At 42.6% G+C, this 21488-nt stretch carries 16 protein-coding genes; 10 read left to right on the forward strand and 6 right to left on the reverse strand.

Going from position 1 to position 21488, the window contains the following annotated elements; all coding sequences use genetic code 11:
- Positions 1-73 precede the first annotated feature (73 nt).
- Complete coding sequence (locus tag LG34_RS03940) at positions 74-790, reverse strand: NAD-dependent protein deacylase (protein WP_109214978.1); 717 nt, start codon at positions 788-790, stop codon at positions 74-76.
- A 263-nt stretch (positions 791-1053) separates the two neighbouring features.
- Here LG34_RS03940 and LG34_RS03945 point away from each other — a divergent pair, with 263 nt between their 5' ends.
- From LG34_RS03945 to LG34_RS03955, 3 genes are all read left to right on the forward strand, one after another.
- Positions 1054-3189 carry an LTA synthase family protein gene (locus LG34_RS03945; protein ID WP_109214979.1) on the forward strand — a complete coding sequence of 712 codons (2136 nt, stop codon included), beginning with the start codon at positions 1054-1056 and terminating at the stop codon, positions 3187-3189.
- 513 nt (positions 3190-3702) lie between these two features.
- Complete coding sequence (locus LG34_RS03950; RefSeq protein ID WP_109214980.1) at positions 3703-5097, forward strand: GntP family permease; 1395 nt, start codon at positions 3703-3705, stop codon at positions 5095-5097.
- Positions 5098-5317: 220 nt separating this feature from the next.
- Entirely contained in the window at positions 5318-5662 is a 345-nt protein-coding gene (locus LG34_RS03955; protein WP_109214981.1) for a hypothetical protein, read from the forward strand.
- A gap of 324 nt (positions 5663-5986) precedes the next feature.
- Here the strand turns inward: LG34_RS03955 and LG34_RS03960 are convergent, their stop codons facing one another.
- Positions 5987-7366: an MATE family efflux transporter gene (locus tag LG34_RS03960; RefSeq protein ID WP_109214999.1), complete on the reverse strand. Its 1380-nt coding sequence runs from the start codon at positions 7364-7366 to the stop codon at positions 5987-5989.
- 543 nt (positions 7367-7909) lie between these two features.
- Here LG34_RS03960 and LG34_RS03965 point away from each other — a divergent pair.
- Complete coding sequence (locus LG34_RS03965; RefSeq protein ID WP_333491585.1) at positions 7910-8971, forward strand: NAD(P)H-dependent flavin oxidoreductase; 1062 nt, start codon at positions 7910-7912, stop codon at positions 8969-8971.
- 121 nt (positions 8972-9092) lie between these two features.
- Complete coding sequence (locus LG34_RS03970) at positions 9093-9614, forward strand: spore maturation protein (RefSeq protein ID WP_109214982.1); 522 nt, start codon at positions 9093-9095, stop codon at positions 9612-9614.
- 138 nt (positions 9615-9752) lie between these two features.
- Here the strand turns inward: LG34_RS03970 and LG34_RS03975 are convergent, their stop codons facing one another.
- Positions 9753-11048 carry a tyrosine-type recombinase/integrase gene (locus tag LG34_RS03975; protein WP_109214983.1) on the reverse strand — a complete coding sequence of 432 codons (1296 nt, stop codon included), beginning with the start codon at positions 11046-11048 and terminating at the stop codon, positions 9753-9755.
- A gap of 220 nt (positions 11049-11268) precedes the next feature.
- Here LG34_RS03975 and vanR point away from each other — a divergent pair, with 220 nt between their 5' ends.
- The 5 genes from vanR to LG34_RS04000 all read left to right on the forward strand — a co-directional run bounded on the left by vanR (position 11269) and on the right by LG34_RS04000 (position 15839).
- Positions 11269-11964, forward strand: a complete 696-nt coding sequence (gene vanR / locus LG34_RS03980; protein ID WP_181369286.1) for a VanR-ABDEGLN family response regulator transcription factor — start codon at positions 11269-11271, stop codon at positions 11962-11964.
- Positions 11965-11980: 16 nt separating this feature from the next.
- Positions 11981-12490 carry a VanZ family protein gene (locus LG34_RS03985; protein ID WP_015526351.1) on the forward strand — a complete coding sequence of 170 codons (510 nt, stop codon included), beginning with the start codon at positions 11981-11983 and terminating at the stop codon, positions 12488-12490.
- Positions 12491-12503: 13 nt separating this feature from the next.
- Positions 12504-13568, forward strand: a complete 1065-nt coding sequence (locus tag LG34_RS03990; RefSeq protein ID WP_109214985.1) for a sensor histidine kinase — start codon at positions 12504-12506, stop codon at positions 13566-13568.
- A 140-nt stretch (positions 13569-13708) separates the two neighbouring features.
- Positions 13709-14596 carry an ABC transporter ATP-binding protein gene (locus LG34_RS03995; RefSeq protein ID WP_109214986.1) on the forward strand — a complete coding sequence of 296 codons (888 nt, stop codon included), beginning with the start codon at positions 13709-13711 and terminating at the stop codon, positions 14594-14596.
- Between the two features lies 1 nt (position 14597).
- Positions 14598-15839, forward strand: coding sequence for an ABC transporter permease subunit (locus LG34_RS04000; RefSeq protein WP_109214987.1), 1242 nt, complete (start codon positions 14598-14600; stop codon positions 15837-15839).
- A 209-nt stretch (positions 15840-16048) separates the two neighbouring features.
- On the opposite strand, the gene LG34_RS04005 is transcribed toward LG34_RS04000, so the two are convergent.
- From LG34_RS04005 to fdhF, 3 genes are all read right to left on the reverse strand, one after another.
- Positions 16049-16321, reverse strand: a complete 273-nt coding sequence (locus LG34_RS04005; protein ID WP_431602598.1) for a DUF6061 family protein — start codon at positions 16319-16321, stop codon at positions 16049-16051.
- Between the two features lie 1597 nt (positions 16322-17918).
- Positions 17919-18692 carry a formate dehydrogenase accessory sulfurtransferase FdhD gene (fdhD, locus tag LG34_RS04020; RefSeq protein ID WP_109214991.1) on the reverse strand — a complete coding sequence of 258 codons (774 nt, stop codon included), beginning with the start codon at positions 18690-18692 and terminating at the stop codon, positions 17919-17921.
- Between the two features lie 80 nt (positions 18693-18772).
- Complete coding sequence (gene fdhF, locus LG34_RS04025; protein WP_109214992.1) at positions 18773-21481, reverse strand: formate dehydrogenase subunit alpha; 2709 nt, start codon at positions 21479-21481, stop codon at positions 18773-18775.
- Positions 21482-21488 lie beyond the last annotated feature (7 nt).

Raw genomic sequence — 21488 nt, forward strand, 5'->3', positions numbered from 1 at the left:
ACTCACCACTTGCAGAAGTGGGAGTCTCAACTCAGACTGAGATGAAGCATCTACTTCACAGGTCCCATAGTTTTTAGCAGACCTGCTGAAATACTTCGCCGATCGGTGCCTGAATGACCAGATCCGCCCGACGGTCTAACGGTGTCGCTGATTTATTGATCAGAACCAGCTTGTTTCCTTTGTAAAAATCGATCAGTCCCGCTGCCGGATAGACCGCAAGACTTGTTCCACCAATGATCAGGATCTCTGCCTGACTGATAAAATGGATTGCTGACTGCATGGTAACATCGTCCAGACCTTCCTCATACAACACAACATCCGGCTTGATCTGACCACCGCAGGCACATTTTGGAACTCCCGTTGATTCCTTAATATAAGAAGCGTCGTACAGTCTTCCACATTTTCTGCAATAGTTTCGATGTACGCTTCCGTGCAGTTCCAGTACATTTTTGCTGCCTGCCGCCTGATGCAGACCATCAATATTCTGTGTCACCACCGCTTTTAACTTGCCCTTTGCTTCCAGTTCTGCCAGTTTCAGATGTGCTGCATTCGGTTTTGCATCCAAAGCCAGCATTTTATCCCGGTAAAATTTATAAAATTCTTCTGTCTTTTCCATATAGAAGGTGTGACTGAGAATCGTCTCCGGCGGATAATCATATTTCTGATGATATAACCCGTCCACACTTCGAAAATCCGGAATTCCGCTTTCCGTTGACACACCGGCTCCGCCAAAAAACACAATATTGTCCGATGCTTCGATCCACTGTTTTAACTGTTCTGTCCCTGTCATAATTCTGCGCTCCCTTTCCTGATATTTTATTTTCCATCTTTTTTATTAATACTATACTCCACATCCGGAAATGGCAACTCCTTTTCACCGCTTATTCTCAGCGCACATTCCCATATTAATGCAATCTTCACCATTTCTTCATATTTTTTGATGTTGACAGATTTTGCAGTCTGATATTTAATATATGTTAGTGATTTTTTACCGAAAATAACTTTTTATATAGTAACTTATCAACTTGTACTTACGGAAATGAGAGAGAAAAAATGCATATTTCATTCGCAGGAAAAAAAGTCCGCCTTCTGGCACTGGCGGTCTGTATTTTTATGATTATTTTTGTATCGGCTAACTGGAAGCTGTACTTAGATCCGGATCTGAATCTGCAAGGCGGAACCCTTTTGTTTGTTCTGTCGCTTCTTGCCGGTCCGACTGCCGGATTTCTGATCATTTTTAAGCCATCGGTAGATCAGAAATATCAGGCATTTGCCAATACGGCATTATTTTTTATCATGCCGATCCTGACCATTCAGATGGTAGAGGCATTTAATGAAAACTTCATCTGGTGGTTTTCTGTACCTACGTTTCTGGCAAACTACATGATCTACCTTGTATTTTATCTGGTTTTTTACCTGATCACAGGGCGCTATCATATGGTGGGACTGATCGTAAATATTTCCCTTTACGTCTGGTCGCTGCTAAACTATTTTATTGAACTGTTTCGTGGATCACCATTTGTTCCGCTGGATATACTGACTTTCAAAACCGGTCTTACGGTATCCGACGGCTACACTTACGAACTGAGCTGGCAGCTTATCTGCGGCTCCATCATGTTTTTCCTGATTTATCTGGTAAACAAAAAAAGTGTCAATATCAAACCGAAAAAATTAAAATTTAAACTGCTGGCAAAACTTGCTCCGGCAGCTTATATCGCTGTGGTTGCGATCTCCTTATTTTTCACCGACCACGCCGCAAACCTTGGATATAAACCGGATTTCTGGGATCAGGCAAGAGGTTATCACCGCACCGGTTCTTTCTTTAACTTCTGTCTGAACACAAAGTATCTGATCGTGCGTAAACCGTCCGATTATGCTCCGGATAATGTCAGCACCTATGTTGCTGATACCCTGAAGGATTCAGGTGTTGATCCGGACAGCGATACAAGTACCAACCTGTTGACCGGTCAGAATGACTACACACCGTCTACCGACGGCACGATGCCAAATATTATCTGCATCATGAATGAATCCCTGTCGGATCTGGGTGCCCTTGGTAATCTGGAGACAAACGAAGATTATATGCCATTTATTCACAGTCTGACAGAAAATACCATCAAAGGTTATCTGTCTATGCCGGTATTCGGCGCAGGAACAAGTAACAGCGAATTTGAATTCCTGTCCGGAGATTCTATCTCCTTCCTGCCAACAGGCTGTAACGTATATCAGTCCTACGTCAAAGATTCGATTCCGTCCCTGGTATCCACCCTTGGCTCTCTTGGGTATTCCAAGACGGCGTTCCATCCGTATTACGGGGATGGCTGGAACCGACGCAACGTATATCCGCTGCTTGGTTTTGACAACTATATCAGCATCGAAGATTTTGTTGATCAGGATATTTTGGATACCTATAAACAGAACAACGATGTAACCCAGTATGAGACACTGTTAAAGGAACGTTATCCGGACCGCGACATGCTGCTGCGCCGTTTTGTCAGCGACAGTTATGATTATTCCATGGTGGAAAATATGTTTGAAAACCGGGATACATCCAAACCGTTCTTTCTGTTCAACGTCACCATGCAGAACCATGGCGGATACGCAATGTCCTACACAAACTTTGCACAGGAAATTTATGTAACCAACATGTCAACGGTTTACCCCAAAGCCAACCGTTATCTGTCTCTGGTAAAACGCTCTGATGACGCTTTCCGCGAACTGACCGAGTATTTCAGTCAGGTAACAGAGCCGACGATCATCTGCATGTTTGGTGATCATCTGCCATCCATTGAAGATGAATTTTATGAGGAATTATTCGGCACCAGTCTGGATAATCTGACCACTGAACAGCAACAGCTTCGTTATATGACACCATTTGTCATCTGGGCAAATTACGATATTCCAGAAGCCACTTTGGATCAGATCAGTGCAAACTATCTGTCCACACTGGTATTGCAGACGGCAAAACTGCCGCTCACCCAGTATAATAAATATCTGGCTTCTCTGTATCAGAAACTGCCGATCATCAACACGGTAGGATATGTAGATTCAGATAATAACTACTATACACATTCTGAGAGCAGTAAATATGACGATTTACTCTACCAGTATCATTGTCTGGTATATAATTCCCTGATTGACCGGAACAACCGTGATTCGTCGGTATTTTTCCTGAATCAGAATCAGTAATTCTTGTTTGGTGGTTAAAAATATATGGCTATACTTTAAGATTATGAAAGCGGACTCAGACAAATTTATCCTGACAGCTAACAATCGCTCACCAGGATAAATTTGCTCTGAGCCCGCTATTTACGTATATATTACCCAGATTTTTATGCATATCTTTTCTCATGTATTTAGCAAATTTCTTTATCCTATTTATACACCTCCATATATTTTGCACCACAACGGCACTGCGTACCGCATTGCCCTATTCCACTATGTATTCCGGCCTGTAAATCATGTCAATAAATCTGTAATTCACAGGTCTTCCTTATTTCTATTTTTCTATTTTTATCAGTATCCATTTGGTTAGTTACGGGTGTTTTACACAAAACAAAATGCGCTTTGTTTCTTTTTTTGTACACTTTGTATGTTTTTATTGACATGGTCTTACCAGTTATATATAATGCAAATATGAAGTTTATATTTTCTTTATAATTTTCATATTTGCTTAACTTTTTATATTTAGGAGGGTTTTTTATGGCTTTAGGTATTATTGGTATCGTAGTCGCGCTGGCAATTTTCCTGTACGGCGCCTACAAAAACGTATCCGTACTCTACCTGGCTCCGCTCTGCGGCGTTATCGTAGCAGTGACAAACGGATTGAATGCAAACGACGCCTTCACATCTCTGTATGTTGGTGCCGTTGAACAAAATGCAGCAACCGGCGCATGGGAAATCGGCGGTGTCTGCGGAATGATCACAGCAATTTTCCCAACCGTATTCTTAGGCGGTTTATTTGGAAAAGTTCTGGCAGACAGTGGTGCTGCTCAGTCTATTTCTTCCACACTGGTAAACAAATTCGTTATGCCGGTAAACAACAAAGAAAAACAGGCAAAACGTGCCGTTTTAATTATGTTACTTATTGAATGTATCCTTACATACGGTGGTGTAGACGGATTCGTAGCAATCTTCGCTACATTCCCGATCGCAATGTACATGGCAAGCCGCATCGGTATTCCAAGACGTATGGTTCCGGCAATGCTGGCATTAAGCTGTGGTGCAAACTCTGCTCCATTCGTATTAAGTATCAATAACATCATCTGTATGAGCATCCTGCAGACAAGTCCGGGTGCTGCTCCGATCCCGGGATTCATTTCCTTCATCGTAATTGAGATCGGTGTATACTTCATCTGCTCTACATTCATCGTAAGAGAGATGAGAAAAGGTGAGACTTTCGATTATGGTAACTGCGAACCGATCCCGGCAGATGATGCGAAAAAACTTCCGCATTTCGCAATTGCTATCATCCCGTTAATCGTTGTATTCCTGCTTTTCGCTATCGTACAGATTGCTTCTCTGGCTCTGGTTTGCGGTATCGCAGCAGTAATCATCCTGATGGCTCCGCACTTCAAAGACAATGAGAAAAAAGGCTTCCCGGCATGGGCAGGCAACGTTCTCAACTCTTTAAATATCGGTGCAGCAAATGGTGCAAGCGCTATCATGACTCTGACAGCTGCAGCTGGTTTCGCAGCAGTTGTACAGCATACAGCAGCATTCAACGGTTTCGTTGGTATTCTGTTTGGCATGAAAGCTTCTCCGTTAGTAATTGGTATCGTACTTGCGATCATCGTTGTAGCATTTACATCTTCACCGCCAGCAGCTTTAGGTATTGCACTTCCAATGGTTGCTGCAGCTTATATCTGGACTGCTAACCCGGCTCTGAATCCGAACGCATTGGCTCGTTGTGCTGCTATCGCAGTTTCCACATTTGAGACACTGCCGGTTAACGGACTGATCCTGATCACAACTGGTCTGGCTCAGGTTAAGATCAAAGATGCATACTTACCGATGTTCTTACAGACCGTTATTATGACATTAGTTGGAACCATTCTGTGTGCAGTCATCCTTACCGTTGCACCACAGTTGGCATAATCCCAGAAGTTACTTTCGACAATTTGGGAATCGAAAAAGTTAAGCCATATGAAGAAAAGCGCTGCTTCTAAGGGAGCAGCGTTTTTCTTTACCGGTATCTCATGCAAATGCAGACTTTTTCTATTATTTTTCTGTTATGGGATTGTTATGTTATAATGAGTGCAAACGATTTTGCGTACTTACAGAATCGGATAGAAACACATTAGAAAGGTTGAAATTTATGAAGAAAAAACCATTTAACTGGGGAACTTATATCACTTTGATCGGCGTCGTTGTCATCTTTTTTATTATTTTTACGGATACCATAGACACGATTTATATCCTGCCGGTTCTCGGCGCGATCTGTCTTGTATACGGCATCTTCGGATTGGTGCAGTCCCGTGGCAGTAACGAAGCCGGTCTGTCGCAGCGGTCTATGCTGCAATTGATTCTGGGCGCTTTCGTTATTTTCATCGGTATGGTGGAAGCACTTCATCTGAATCTGACACAGCGGTTCTGGGATATTTTTCTGATTATTATTGTGATCGTGATTGCGATCTGGATGTTTTTGCGGAAACGAAAGTAAGTCTTGTTTTGGGTGGCTTAAAAATTTATCACGTTAGTTTTTAATAAGAACTCCTGTATTTTGTCTCAGTCGCTAGCAATCGCTCCTTGAGAAAAAATACAGGAGTTCTTTATTTACACAGTGAAATTAGTAAATTTTTGCGCCACCCGGCACTGCGTGCCACGTGCACATCTACACTTACGATAAAAGCAATGTTATACTGTGCACGCTGATTTACACAAAGAAACTATAACATCAAAATGTAAATTGTACCCCCAATTTATTTTTTCTTGATGAGCGATTGTTAGCCAGAAAGACAAAATCAATTGGGGTACATTCATAAAACTATCGTTTTTTTGTCTCTTCCAAGTTCAGTTTTCGTAATGATTTTCTAAACTGCACCAAAAACAGAAGTAACGTACAGCTTACCGCAATGACATCCGCTACCGGTTCTGCCATATATACCGCATTGGTCTTGTTTTCCATAAAATGTGGCAATATATAGATCAGTGGAATCAGCAATATAAATTTCCGCAAAATTGCCACAATAATAGAACAAGGCGCATTTCCAATGGACACAAATGTCATCTGGCAGGCAATCTGGATTCCAAACACAAATAACACGCGGCAATAGATTCGAAGTGCCTTTGCCGTAAAAGCAATCAGCTCCGCATCTGTGGTAAACAGTTTCGCAAATACCTGTGGAAAAGCCATAATGATCGCCCACAGAATAACGGAATAGATCACGCAGACGCTAAGCAGAATCTTGTAACTCTGCTTTACGCGCGTTGCATTTTTCGCTCCATAATTGTAACTGGTGATCGGCTGCGCTCCCTGCGCGATTCCCTGCAGCGGAAGCATGGCAAACTGCATGACACTGGTCAAAATCGTCATAGCGCCTACCGCAATATCCCCACCATATTTCAATAATGATGAATTAAAGCAGACAGAGATTACGCTCTCGCTTGCCTGCATTACAAACATGGATGCTCCCAGCGCCACACAGGGCGGAACCAGACGCAATCCCGGAAGAATGTTCACTTTTTTAATCCGAAGCAATGTCTTTTTTCCGGATAAAAACGTCAGCACCCAGACGCAGGAAAGCCCCTGTGAAATAACCGTTGCAAGGGCAGCACCACGCACACCCATATGCATGCCGAAGATAAAAATCGGATCCAGAATAATATTGGCAACGGCTCCGATCAGAACGGTCATCATTCCAGTGGTTGCCTTTCCCTGCGCCGTAATAAACGTATTCATACCAAGTGTGATCTGTACAAAAATCGTACCGATTGCGTAAATATTCATGTATGCGGTCGCATAAGTGATCGTATTTTCACTGGCACCAAACATCAATAACAGATCTTTATTCCAGATAAGCAAAATTACGGTCAAAATAATGGAAACAATGATCTGAAGGCTCAGACATCCGGTCAGAATTTTTTCCGCGGTATCGTGATCACCTTTTCCCATATAAATAGATGCCCGCGGGGAACCGCCGGAGCCAACCAATGCCGCAAATGCCGCAATGATCAAGATCAGTGGCATACAGACACCAACTCCGGTCAGTGCCATGCTGCCCTCCCCCGGAATATGCCCGATGTACACACGGTCTATGATGTTATACAACATATTTACCAGCTGTGCGATAACCGTCGGAACCGCCAGTTTTAGCAATAATTTTCCAATCGGTTCTGTTCCCAGAAACGTCTTATCCCGCTCCATATTTTCAAACACCCTCTCTTTTTCATACATTTGCCTTCCATTTTTCCACGATCATACAGCGGTAGATTTTTTCTTTCCCTGCCTGTAGTAAAATCGTTATCCCTAAATTTCTGTGACATATTTTTATTTCCTATAAATCTGTATGATATCGTATACCATTTTGCAGAAAATAGCAAGCATATACATACGTGGTATCAAATACTACTTATACTCGTTTTTCACACTTTTTATATTGACTTGCTTATTTTTGTGGTGTAATATTATTTTGATTTTCAAACATTTTAATATTCAAATTATATAACATTGGAAAATCGCCCTCAAAAAATTGAACGCAGAATAAGCCTTCCCCCGCTTCAAGTGCGTAGAGCACTAAGCGGGGGGTAAGGAGGATGCTTATGTCAGTGGGAGTTAAAAGCTCCCACTGGCAGGTCGCAAAGCGACTGCGTTCATGAGCAAGTAGCGAAAGCGGATTGCGAATGTCCGCTTTACTCAGCACATATCGATTTTTTAATAAAACTACATATGGAAAGTGAGAAATCTAATATGAAATTAATGAAATCATTACATTTAAAAGATAAGTTTTTGAAGCTTCCGATCATTCAGGGAGGCATGGGCATCGGTGTCAGCCGCTGTCGTCTGGCAGGAGCTGTTGCAAAAGAAGGCGGTATGGGTGTCCTTTCCACCGCACAGATTGGCTACGATGATCCGGATTTTGCAAAAAATCCGGAAGAAACGAATTTAAGGGTGCTTCCAGAACAGATTAAAAAGGCGAAAGAAATCGCCGGTGGAAACGGCATGGTCGCCGTCAACATCATGGCAGTCACTCAATTGTACGAAACCTATGTCAAAACCGCCTGTGCTGCCGGTGTGGACGCGATTATTTCCGGTGCAGGTCTGCCGACGGAACTGCCAAAATTTGCCGAAGGTTATGATGTGGCACTGGCTCCTATCGTATCCAGCACCAAATCTGCCAATGTCATTTTGAAATTCTGGGACAAAAAATATCATCGCACCGCTGATTTTCTGGTGATCGAAGGACCACTGGCAGGTGGACATCTCGGTTTTTCCAAAGAACAGTTAGAGGATATTCCTTCTCTGGATTATGATACAGAAATTCAAAATATCATTGCATTGAAACAGACCTACGAAGAAAAATATCAGACCACGATCCCGGTATTCGTAGCCGGTGGTATGTTTACCGCCAAAGATGCCGCACATGTCATGGAGCTTGGTGCCGATGGCATCCAGGCAGCCACCCGGTTTGTTGCCACGGAAGAATGTGATGCCAGTGACGCATACAAACAGGCTTATGTAAACGCTTCAGATGACGATGTCATCATTATTAAAAGTCCGGTAGGAATGCCGGGACGTGCCATCAAAAATGCCTTTATTGAACGAATGCTTGCTGCACCGGATAAAATCTCCCACTGCTTTAACTGCCTGAAAGCCTGTAATCCGGCGACCGCACCTTACTGCATCACACAGGCTCTGATCAATGCAGTGGTCGGTGATCTGGATAACGGACTGATCTTTTGCGGTTCCCGCGTGGGTGAAATCACAAAAATCACTACTGTGCCGAAACTCATGCAGGAACTGACCGTATAATCACAGGCAAAAGATGGTAACATGTTATAAATGTGGATAAATCAGCATATGTTGTTAGAAATCCCTGTGGGGAAAGAAACAGCATATGCTGATTTTTTACTGATAGAAGGGAGCTTTTCTTATGCAGGCAATATTGCTATTTTTGTCAGATCTGATCATTCCACTTTTTATTGTCGTAATTCTTATGTCCGGTTTTCTAAACCGACACAATGCATATGCAGACTTTGTAAAAGGGGCAAAAAAAGGATTGATGACAGCAGTTGATATTTTACCTACCCTTGCCGGTTTAATGGTAGCGGTGGGAATTCTGAGGGCTTCCGGACTATTAGATGCATTGACAAGATTATCAGGGAACTGGATGGAACATATCGGATTTCCTTCACAACTCGTTCCGCTGGCAGTCGTTCGGATGTTTTCCTCCTCTGCTGCCACCGGATTGCTGCTGGATGTGTATGAACAATTTGGAACAGATTCCAGAATTGGGCGGATCGCCTCGGTAATGATGAGCAGCAGTGAAACTATTTTTTATACGATGAGTATTTATTTTATGACCGTCAAAGTCAAAAAAACACGCTGGACTCTGGCAGGCGCATTGGTGGCAACCATAGCCGGAATCACAGCCAGTACAATACTGGCATCATAAATTCTTGTTTGTCGAAATATATTTCTAACTTTCCCTATTTTACAGGCTTTCCAGCCTGTGCATTAGCGAAACGATATGTATTTTCCCTTATTTTTGCCCTTATGAGATAATCGTAAGGGAAATAAGGGAAAGTTTTATTTAGTCATTGCCTGCCACTTTATCAAGTAACCTTGCAGATTCCCGCTTGGCTTTTCTTGTAGAGTGTGCATAGACATTCATGGTGGTACTGACATCTGAGTGCCCTAACAGTTCCTGCACATCCTTTGGTGCTGCTCCATTTGCCAGAAGGTTGCTTGTGTAGGTGTGTCGCAACTGGTGAAAATGAAATCCTTCAAATCCATCCAGTTTCTGAGCAATCTTCCTGCAAACAATTCCTAACGTGCTTGGCAGTTCCAAACTTCCATCCGGTCTTAAGCAGACAAAGGATATTTCCTTATAATCTTCTGGAACATTCTCTGTTCCGTCCAGATGATAGAACTCATAGTAAACTCTGTTTTTGTCTTTTACTTCTCTGTAGTAGTTTTTGTGGTAAAGTTCTCCGTACTGCATTCGGTTTTTAAGTTGTTCCTTTCGGGCATTGCGAAGAATCTCTGCCAGTGTATCTCCAAAATCAACAATCCTTACCTTTTTTCGTTTGGTTGGTCCGATGATATTCTTGTGCCTTGAACCATCATATCGGATACTGCGTCTGATTGTAAGGCACTGTTCTTCAAGATTTACATCCTGCCATGCCAGACCACAGGCTTCACCGATACGAAGTCCTGCATAATAAGCTATCTGGATTGGAAGTATTGCCGGTGGATTGTAATCCTGTAGAAATTCAATCAGTCTTTCATAATCCTCTCGTGGAATTGGCTGTATATCGCCATTCATGTCATCATCAGAAAACAGGTCAACCTCATCCGTCTGGTATTTCAGCTTAATATACTGCATCGGATTGAAAGTGATATATTGCTTTGGTGATACTGCAAATCGGAATGACTGCTGTAATACTGCCGAGAAAGAACGAATGTAATCTTTGCTATAACCTTTTCTTTCTGAACCATCTGGATAAGTGCCTCCAAAGGAAAGCAGATCGAAAAAGGCTTGTAAATGCTCAGATGTTACATTTTTCAGCTTTCTCTCTGAAATTGGATGCTTCTTGATGTTGGTAATAGCACCGAGGTAATTCTGGACTGTCCCATTACTGAGAGTACCGGTCTTTAATTCTTCCTCTGCCCATATATCAAGTAATTCTCCAACTGTAATGTTTTCCGACTTTGCGACAAATTTCTTACTTTCGTAATCGTCCATTGCCTGACGGAGCAGTTTTTCCGTTTCACTTTTGCTTTCTGTTCCAGCGTATTCTTTCTGAACCAGATTGCCGCTTGCATCTTCTACATAGAAGCGGTAGTACCATTTCTTTCCTTTTTTTCTTACAGATCCTTTTGCCATAATCGTGTGTCTCCTTTCGATATCAGACAATCGGAACTGATGAAATGCTTCTTGCGTGTAGGCATCTTATAAAAAACTGATATGTAATTTACGTTAGCATTTTGAGTTGCCTAAATTCGAAAGTTAGGAAAATCTTAATAATTTCTCAGGCAATCCATTGTGAATTTAGATGTTGTATTTGCTATACTTAATTGGATATATGAGCAAAGGAGTTGAAAATATGTCTGAAAAGATATTGATTATAGATGACGAGCAAGATATAGCGGATCTGTTGGAGGTCTACATGAAAAACGAAAATTATGTCGTTTATAAATTTTACTGCGCAACGGATGCCATGTCGTGTATTGAAAGCGGCGACATTGATCTTGCCATTCTGGATATTATGCTCCCGGATATGAACGGCTTTTCACTTTGCCAGCTTATCCGAAAGAAATACACTTATCCAATCATAATGCTAACGGCTAAAATTGAGGAAACGGATAAAATAACGGGGCTGACATTGGGAGCGGACGATTATGTGACAAAACCCTTTCGCCCACTTGAAGTAGTTGCCAGAGTGAAAGCGCAGTTAAGACGTTACAAGAAATATTCACCCAGTATCATCACAGAGAAAGTTCCATCGGAACTTTCCTATAACAAATTGTGCTTGAATGTTCAAACCCACGAATGTTTGTTGGATGGGGAACCTGTTTCTCTGACACCGACAGAATTTTCTATCCTCCAGGTTCTTTTGGAAAGCGCTGGGAATGTTGTAAGCATTGAGGAACTGTTTCATGCAGTTTGGAAAGATGAATACTACTCTAAAAACAGCAGCACAATTACTGTGCATATCCGGCATCTGCGCGAGAAACTGAACGATACTTCCGATACTCCGCAGTATATTAAAACGATTTGGGGTGTCGGCTACAAAATTTAAGCGAAAGGAGAACGCTATGAAGAGAAAATCAAATTGTTTGGCAACTATTTTATTCTTAATTTATCTGGCACTTCTGGTTTGGATCATACTGTTCAAACTACAGTTTTCAATCAGTGATCTGGATAAAGTAAGGAGTATAAACCTTATTCCTTTTCACTATGACAAAGAAGTTGGCGCAGCATTTCACTTAACAGAGGTACTCGAAAATTTCTTGATTTTTGTTCCTATGGGCATTTATCTTCAAATGCTTCTGCCAAGAACAAAATTATATGTGAAGTTCATGCTGATTGCTGGAACAAGTTTTTTATTGGAAACTATGCAGTATATCTTAGCAGTCGGACGTTCTGATATTACTGATGTACTTACAAATACGGCAGGTGGTCTTTTGGGGCTTGCTGTATATTCGATGGCAGCCCGGTTAATCGGAAATAGAATAAAAGCAAACAGACTGTTTTCCATTCTGGCAGGCATAGTAAGTGTTGTCGTGATTGGTCTGCTTGGCTTTCTTCTGTTTGCTAATCGGTAGGAGGTGTATTCTCATGTCGAATAAAGAAATGACAACAGAAAAGCGCCTTAAAGTGCGCTTATACCTATCATTGCTGGTTTATACCGTTGTTGGATATGGTTTGACCCTTATCTTGGACTACATCTTTTCAAAATTTGACAACGGTATTTTTGCATGGCTCTACTGGCGGCTTGATCTGCTTTTTATTTTGTATCTGATGCTCGGCTTTATATGTATCTTCAATTACTATTGGAAAAAGCCGTGGGGCTATCTGGATGAAGTAATTGACGCAACCCAAACGGTCTATGAGCAGAACAATCATACAGTATCGTTGTCTGAGCCACTGAAAGAACTGGAGGAACAGCTCAATCAGATTAAAATGTCTGTTCTGTTGAGCAAGCAGGCTGCAAAGCAGGCAGAAGAAAAGAAAAATGAAATTATTATGTATCTGGCACATGATATACGCACCCCTCTCACAACAGTAATCGGCTATTTGAGCCTGCTCCATGAAGCCCCTGACATGCCTGAACAGCAAAAGGAAAAGTATGTAAAAGTGGCGTTGAATAAGGCAGAGCGCCTTGAAAAGCTCATCAATGAACTTTTTGAAATTACCAAGTACAATGCACATACGGTTATTATCAAAAAAGAAACTGTGGATTTACATTGTCTGATTGCGCAGGTAATAGATGAAATATATCCGACACTCTCCGCAAATGGCAATACAGCGGTATTTACTGCGGAGGATAACTTATCCGTGAACGCTGACCCTGAAAAACTGGCGAGAGTTTTCAGTAATCTTTTACGAAATGCTGCGTCATATAGTTACCCGCAGACAGAAATCACTATATCCGCCAAACGGTTAGAGCATGATATTCAGATCACTTTTGAAAATCATGGAAAAACAATTCCACAGGAACAGCTTAACAGTATATTTGAAAAATTCAATCGCTTGGATGATGCTCGGCTTTCTAATACAGGTGGTGCGGGACTTGGTCTTTCTATTGCGGAAGAAATTATACATTTACATGGTGGAAAGATTACTGCATCCAGTCAAAACGAAACCATAGACTTTGTAATTGCATTACCACTTTCCGCTTAGGAAAATAAGAATGTGATCTTAGGAATTACTTAGGAATTTAAGCGTGTGATTTTTGAGATTGAAAAGCCTTTGTTCGGTACAATGATTATCGAACAAGGGCTTTTTATTGTTCAGCTGAAGCAAAAGAAAGGAGTGTAAGCATGGAACTGAAAATAGAGCATTTAAGCAAGCAGTTCAAAGACAAAACAGCAGTAAATGATGTCAATCTGACAGTGACTCCCGGCGTTTGGGGACTTTTGGGGGCGAATGGTGCAGGGAAAACCACGCTCATGCGCATGATTGCTGATATTATGATACCAACCAACGGAGCGGTTTACTATGACGGAAAAGACATTCGAAAGTTAGGTGAAGTCTACCGAAGCAAGTTTGGCTTTCTGCCGCAGGATTTTGGGTATCACCGGGATTTTACGGTCAAAGATTATTTGGAGTATATGGCTGCGCTGAAAGATATTCCTACAAGGGCAACCACCCAAAAGATCAATCATTTGTTGGACATTCTTTCGCTCTCCGATGTGAAAAAGAAAAAAATCTCCAATCTGTCAGGCGGCATGAAGCGTCGTGTTGGTATTGCGCAGGCTATGTTGAACGACCCGGAGATACTTGTCATGGACGAACCGACAGCAGGACTTGATCCCGGAGAGCGCGTGCGTCTGCGGAATTTCATTTCCGAGTTTTCGCATGATCGAATCGTGTTGATTTCCACCCATATCGTATCTGACATAGAATATATTTCTACGCGCAACGCAATTATGAAAGCCGGAGAAATTGTTGATGTCGGAACTACCGCAGAACTTGTCAAGCGGATTGAGGGCAAGGTTTGGAATTGCACAATTCCGGCCTCAAAGCTGCCGGAATATGAAATGCGGCTATGCATTATCAATCAGCGCGGTGAAGATCACAATCAGGTTTCCATCCGTTATTTGTCTGAGCATTCAGAAATTGAAGGTTCTGTGGCAACAGAACCACGCTTGGAGGATCTGTATCTGTGGTTGTTCCCTCAGACAGACTTGGAAAAGGAGGACAGATAATATGCGGCTCTTTAGACTTGAACTAAAACGTATTTTGAAATCACGGCGCACCCTGATTTTACTTGCAATCGCACTTTTTCTTTCCGTAGCTATGGCATACCTGCCTATTTCATTTGAGGGTATTAACCGTCCAAACGAAGATGGCACGGTTACAGAATTAGATGGCTTGGCAGCTATCAAGTACAAACAAGATTTATATAAAACATCCGCTGGTGAAGTGACCCCGGATAAGATCAAATCGGCTTTGGAAACTTATCAAAGCTGCGTTCGAGAATATGGGCCAGTCGAGGAAGAGGGCTTTCCTCTGGCTGTATTTATTGAAAAAATCGTCCCGTTCCGTCACTTGCTGATGGGTCTGTCCGAAGCGTTTGCTGATCCAGTAACAGGCATTGGTGCTGATTTAATGGATATTGACCCGAATGACATTGACGGAGCCTATTATGAAAAGTGCGCAGAACATTTACAGGATGTCATGCGGAATGAGCAAAGAGAAAACGAAACCGCACAGCAGAAAGCTCTTGAAAAATATTCAGAACTTGATACGCCATTTTATCTTCATTCTGGAATTTCAAAAGATGCATTTGATTATATTGAGTTTTATATTTTGTTCCTTGCTATTTTGTGTGTGGCAATCGCAGCATCTACTTTCGCCGGAGAATATCAAACGGGCGGTGACAGCATCCTGCGAACCACCAAATACGGGCATAAACAATTAGCAATTACCAAAATTCTGGCGGCATTTACACTTTTCGTTGTTACTTTCCTTGTCGGGATAACGGTACACATTCTGATTTTAGATGCAGCGTTCGGGACGGATTGCTTAAAAACATCGTTTCAGATGCGATACTCTATCATTAATCTGCCAAACATCAATCTGGGGCAGTTGCAGATAATTCTCGCAGCAGCGGGCTTACTTTCTGTATTAGCAACGGTTAGCTGTACGTTGTTCCTGTCTGCAAAATGTAAAGACACATTGACAGTTTTGCTGATCTCTATTGTAGTTCTTCTCATGCCGCTTTTTGCTTATGTAGCGATGGGAGCAACATGGCTCTCTACCATACTTCCATCTGCCGGAATTGGTATGCAGAACAATTTCCTTTCTCAGCTTGCAGATTTCAATTATCTGAATATCGGTGGAATGAGTTTCTGGACACCGCATGTTATTTTGATTTCGGCAGGAATTGAATTATTTGTGTTTACATTCTTGGCGATTCATTCCTATTGCAGACATCAGGTAGCATAAAAGAAGTTCAAAATAGAACGAATAGGTTATCTGCAGCGCGACGGCAAAAGAAAAAAAGCCGTCGCAGAGCAGACACATTTTCACGCGCCTATGAAACGGCGGCTTTGATTTTCAGAGCCGCCGTTTCTTTGCATTTGCACAAACCTATGATGTATTTTCCGGAAATATTGTGGTTAATAGCGATTTAAACTGTTGTATTTGTTTAAAAATTAAAAAATATCTAATGAGTCTTCCGCATCTACCCACATCTGCAAATTTCCATCAAGATATAATTTTGCATATTCAAGAGGTTCATCAATGGCGAGTGCGTTTAATGCACAGTCTGATCCTAGTGTGGTTTTTAAGTTCTTTTCAGCTTCCCAACAGTCAATGCGGAGCATATAGCCAACAGAGGTGTAAACATCAATACTATTGCGCTTGGGAGTGTATTCTGCAAATATTGTTCTCATCGTATCAAATCTCCTTATCGTTAAATCAATCATTTGTTGCAAAAATCAGAAGCATTTCAACCAGTTCACCATGTCACTTTTATTTTGTGTTATACTGTTTTATATAATTTTCTTGGTCTCCGCTTCGCTACGGTCGGTGCAAAGCGGACATCCACTGAATGTCCTGCACCCTTGTTTTTGCCCTTATCAGAGTTCGTAAACACTGGTGGGACGATATAACGCAAGGGAAACACTAAGGGAAAGCTCACCTGCGATAAACTTTGTGTTTTCAAGGGATTGAGAGATATTTGATAATAAAATATAACAGTTATTAAATCCCTTGGAATATATGAAATCTCAATTCTTGTTTGTCGTTTAGGGAACAAATAAAAACTAACTCCAAAAGAAGATATGAAAAATTTTCTGCGACCACTGCATCGCTTATTTCCTAAGCGGAGGTTTCACCTCCACTTAGAATAGCTTCGCATGAATGTGCAGAGATTCGGATTTGAAATATGTCTGCTATGCAGACCCGAATCTCGCACCAGAACTTGCCAAAGCAAGTTCTGATCAAATTCACGAACTCACCCGCAAAACCGGCGGGTTCAGACACGCTCTCGCGGACGGGCTAGATGCAGCGGTCGCAACGAAAATTTTACAATTATCCTCTTTTGGAGTTATTTTTTATTTTGTTCCATTTACACGACGGCACCGCGTGCCACGCATGCATATAAGACAATGGTAAAATAATTTGTTATGTTGCATGCGCAGATTAACAGATTGATTAGTATTTAAGTCAAGGTATGTGAGACATGATGTCTGATCCTGGTCAGCGTAAGCTGACATATTTTTCTCAGAATTACTGCACATTTCCTTAAATTGGCTGTATACGCCACCCTTGACAATACAAAAAAGAACTGCTATAGGTTCATTACCGACAGCGAAGAACTCAAGAACATGTAGATTTTCTCCGTCGATGACAACAGTGTAGCAGTTCTTTTTTTGATTGATCAAGGGCAAGCCGCTTCGCGGTGGCTTGCGTTTCCCTCTGGCTTAGAATCTAAGAACATATTGCGGCTTCGCCGCTACAATACATAGTGCTTTTTTATAGTAAAGTGGACATAAGCATTTCCATTTACCAACACTTAGTTGTTCTACGCACTAGAAGCAGGGAAATGCTTATTCTGTGGTAAAGCGGACATTCGCAATCCGCTTTCGCTACTTGCTCATGAACGCAGTCGCTTTGCGACCTGTCAGTGGGAGCTTTTAACTCCCACTGACATAAGCATCCCCTTACCCACCGCTTAGTGCTCTACGCACTTGAAGCGGGGGAATGCTTATTCTGCGTTCATAAAGTGAATCAGCGTGCACAGCACAGCGTTAAATTTGTTACTAGTTATATGTGCACGTGGCACGCGGTGCCGTCGTGTAAACAGGGCATAAATGAAATGAACTACAAAAAAGAATAGTTGGAAAATTTTCGTTGTGGATGTTGCGTCTAGCCCGACCGCGGGAGTGTGTTTGAGCCCGCCGGTTTTGCGGGTGAGTTCGCGGGAGCGGTCGGAAATAAGCGACGCAACAGACACAGAAAATTTTTCATGTTCTTTTTGTAGTTCATTTCATTTTGCCCTTTACAACGACAAACAAGAATTTATTCATAAATCCGTTCCGGATGTGAATACACATTAAATGTCTTATCCCTGGCAAAACCGATCAGCGTAATCCCAAGCTGCTGTGCCAGACGACAGGAATAATTCGTCGGTGCCGACTTTGCGATCAGAATGGAACAACCCATGGCTCCTACTTTTTGCAGGATTTCCACCGGAACACGACCAGAGAAGATTAAAATTCCATCTTTCATCGGAATCTTTCGAAGCAGACAGTCACCAACGACTTTATCTACGGCCACATGGTGGCTAACGTCTTCCTTGTAAGACAGAAATACTCCATGATGTACGAACGCCGCACAATGTACGCCACCGGTTCGATGAAACAGTGCAGAGCGTTCTTCTAATCCCCTGGAAAAAGCAAGCACTTCACGAACGGAAAGTCTCACATCATCCCGTTTTGGCACAATGCCCTGTTCATTCAGCAGCACTTCATCTTCCAGCAAAAGGTTTTCCATATCGGTCTCATCGGTGAGATACTCACGGATCGTAATATTTACCATTCCATGTTCCTCATCCACGTCGATTGCCCGAACATCTCCTGCACTGGAAATATAACCGCGCAGGTACAGATAACCAAGGAATGCCTCCTTTTTATCCCATGGGGAACAGATCATTTCACCTGCTCCCCTGCCATTCACATATAACTGATAACTTACTTCTACTACCAGATTTTTTTTGTCGGATACTAGTGCACTTCCATTGTAAGTGACTACATCACGGGTTACAAAATATTCATCTCTGATATGTTCTGCCATAAGATCCTTCCTTAATTTAATACTCACCTATTCAGCTTTCACAATTCTTCCGAAACAATCATTACGAAAAATGCTGTCTGTTATGCGCGCTCAATCTTAACTGCACAAACTTTGTACTCCGGTGTACTGGAAATAGAATCCAGTGCATCTGATGTTAACCAGTTTGCACCGCCATCCAGGAAGTGGAACGGCATCCAGCACTCGCCCGGATTGGTCTTTCCGGATACGTTTGCTGTTGTCTCGATACTTCCACGACGGGAAGATACTCTTACTCTGTCACCGTCTTTGAAACCGATACGCTCAGCATCTTCTGTATTGATCTCGATGAAGGAATGTCCGGAAATCTGGTTCAGTCCTTCTGTCTTGTCAGTCATTGCACATGCATTATAGTGATATAATACACGACCTGTCATCATCTTGAAAGGATATTCCTCATCCGGAAGCTCCATGGACGGAATATACTCGATCGGATTGCAGTAACCAAGTCCTCTGGAGAACTTGCCAACATGCATGATCGGTGTACCCGGATGATCCTTGGATGTACATGGCCACTGCAGACCGTTTCCTGCTACTTCTTCGCTGTCCAGACGCTCATGACTGATACCTGCGAAGGAAGGAGTTACGGAAGCTACCTCATCCATAACCTGTGCAGAGGTCAGATGCGGCTGCGGATATCCCATACGGTTCATGATCTCTGTAAAGATCCAGATATCTTCTTTTGTCTCGCCTTCGATCTCAACCGCTTTACGGATACGCTGTACACGACGCTCTGTATTGGAGAAGGTTCCCTCTTTCTCTGCATAGGAACGTCCCGGAAGGACAACATCTGCCATTTTTGCAGTTTCTGTCAGGAATAACTCATCCATAACAAGGAAATCCAGGTTCTTTAATGCTTTCATAACATGTGCCGTATCCGGATCGGTACGAACCGGATCCTCACCGAAGATGAACAGACCACGGATCTCCTTGGTCAGCATCTTTCCGAAGCACTCGGTTGCCTTTGTTCCCTCTTTCGGGTTCAATTTTGTGCCCCATGCTTTTTCAAATTTTTCCAAAACACCCGGTGCGCTCAGTTTCTGATAACCCGGGAACTGATCCGGAGAAGCACCCATATCGCAGGCACCCTGTACGTTATTCTGACCACGGATTGGGTTAACACCACAACCAGGACGGCCAAAGTTTCCTGTGATCATTGCCAGGTTAGACAGAGACATAACGCCCTCTGTACCTGTATGATGCTCGGTAACACCCAGACAGTAAATGATGGCTGCATTTTTTGCAGTTGCATACATTCTGGCTGCCTCGATCAGTTTGTCTACATCGACATGACAGATCTCTGCAACTTTCTCTGCCGGATATTTATCAACAACTTTCTTCATTTCCTCGAAGTTCTCAGTACGCTCCTCGATAAATTTGCGATCCTCAAGACCTTCGGAAAGGATGATATTCATCATACCGTTTGCAAACGCTACGTTTGTACCCGGTGTCAGTTTCAGATGTACATCGGCTGCGTGTGCCAGATCGATATCACGCGGATCTACAACAATCAGTTTTGTACCTTTATGTACGGCACGACGGATCTGCATACCAAGTACCGGATGTGCATGTTCCGGGTTAGAACCAACCAACATGATCAGATCTGAATCCTGTGTAATATCCGCAATCGTATTTGTCATAGCTCCGGAACCAAGTGTAGTTGCCAGTCCGGCTACGGTCGGTGCATGGCAGACACGGGCACAGTTATCTGTGTTATTGGTATGGAACGCAGTTCTTACCATTTTCTGGAGCATATAGATATCTTCGTTTGCGGAACGTGCACAGGCAAATCCTGCCAGGCAGTCTCCACCGTAAGTATCTCTTAACTCTGTAAATTTCTTTGCTACATAATCCAGTGCCTCATCCCAGGTAGCCTGCTCGAATTCACCGGTCTCTTTATTTTTGATCAGCGGATGACGTACTCTGTCCGGATGATCTACGAAATCAAAGGAACCACTACGTCCTTTAACACAGACCATCTTGTGGTTGGACGGACCGTCTGCGCCCTCTACATCTACGATCTTGTTATCTTTTACGATCAGATCATACTGACATCCGGTTGCACAGTGTGGACATGTGGTACGCACACGTTTTACTTCCCACGGACGATAATTTTTTCTTCTCTTGATGGTCAGAGCGCCTGTCGGACAAGCCTGTGCACAGTTACCACAGGACTCACAGCGTGTCTCTTCCCAGTCATCACCAAACGGTGCATCGATAATCGTAAATTTACCGGTTCTGCGCAGTTTGATCGCTCTTCTTCCGGTTGCAACTCTACATGTCTGTACGCAGCGCTGACAGTAGATACATTTTGACTGATCATAGGACAGGAACGGATGTGCATCCTTTTTCGGGATCTCACATTCTAACAGTCCTCTGGAACCGAAATACGGTGTTGTATCAATTCCATATATATTACAATATTTCTGAAGTTCGCAGTCACCATTTTTCTCACAGTTGAAGCAATCAATATTGTGATTGGAAAGTAACAGTTTTAAAACTGTCTTTCTTGCTTCGATTACACGCTCGCTGGCTGTCTGCACAACCATGCCTTCTTTTGCTTTTGTGTTGCAGGCTGTGACAAGTTCGTTCTTTCCTTCTACTTCTACTACACACAGGCGGCAGGACCCGATGTCACTGATACCCTCTAAGTAGCAGAGTGTAGGGATTTCAATACCGACAGTTTTTGCTGCCTGAAGGATTGACATGCCCTCTGCTGCTTCCACGTTTCTTCCATCTATGGTTAAACGCATCTGTTAT

The sequence above is a fragment of the Eubacterium ramulus genome (genome assembly GCF_003122485.1).
GTDB classification, from domain to species: domain Bacteria; phylum Bacillota; class Clostridia; order Lachnospirales; family Lachnospiraceae; genus Eubacterium_I; species Eubacterium_I ramulus_A.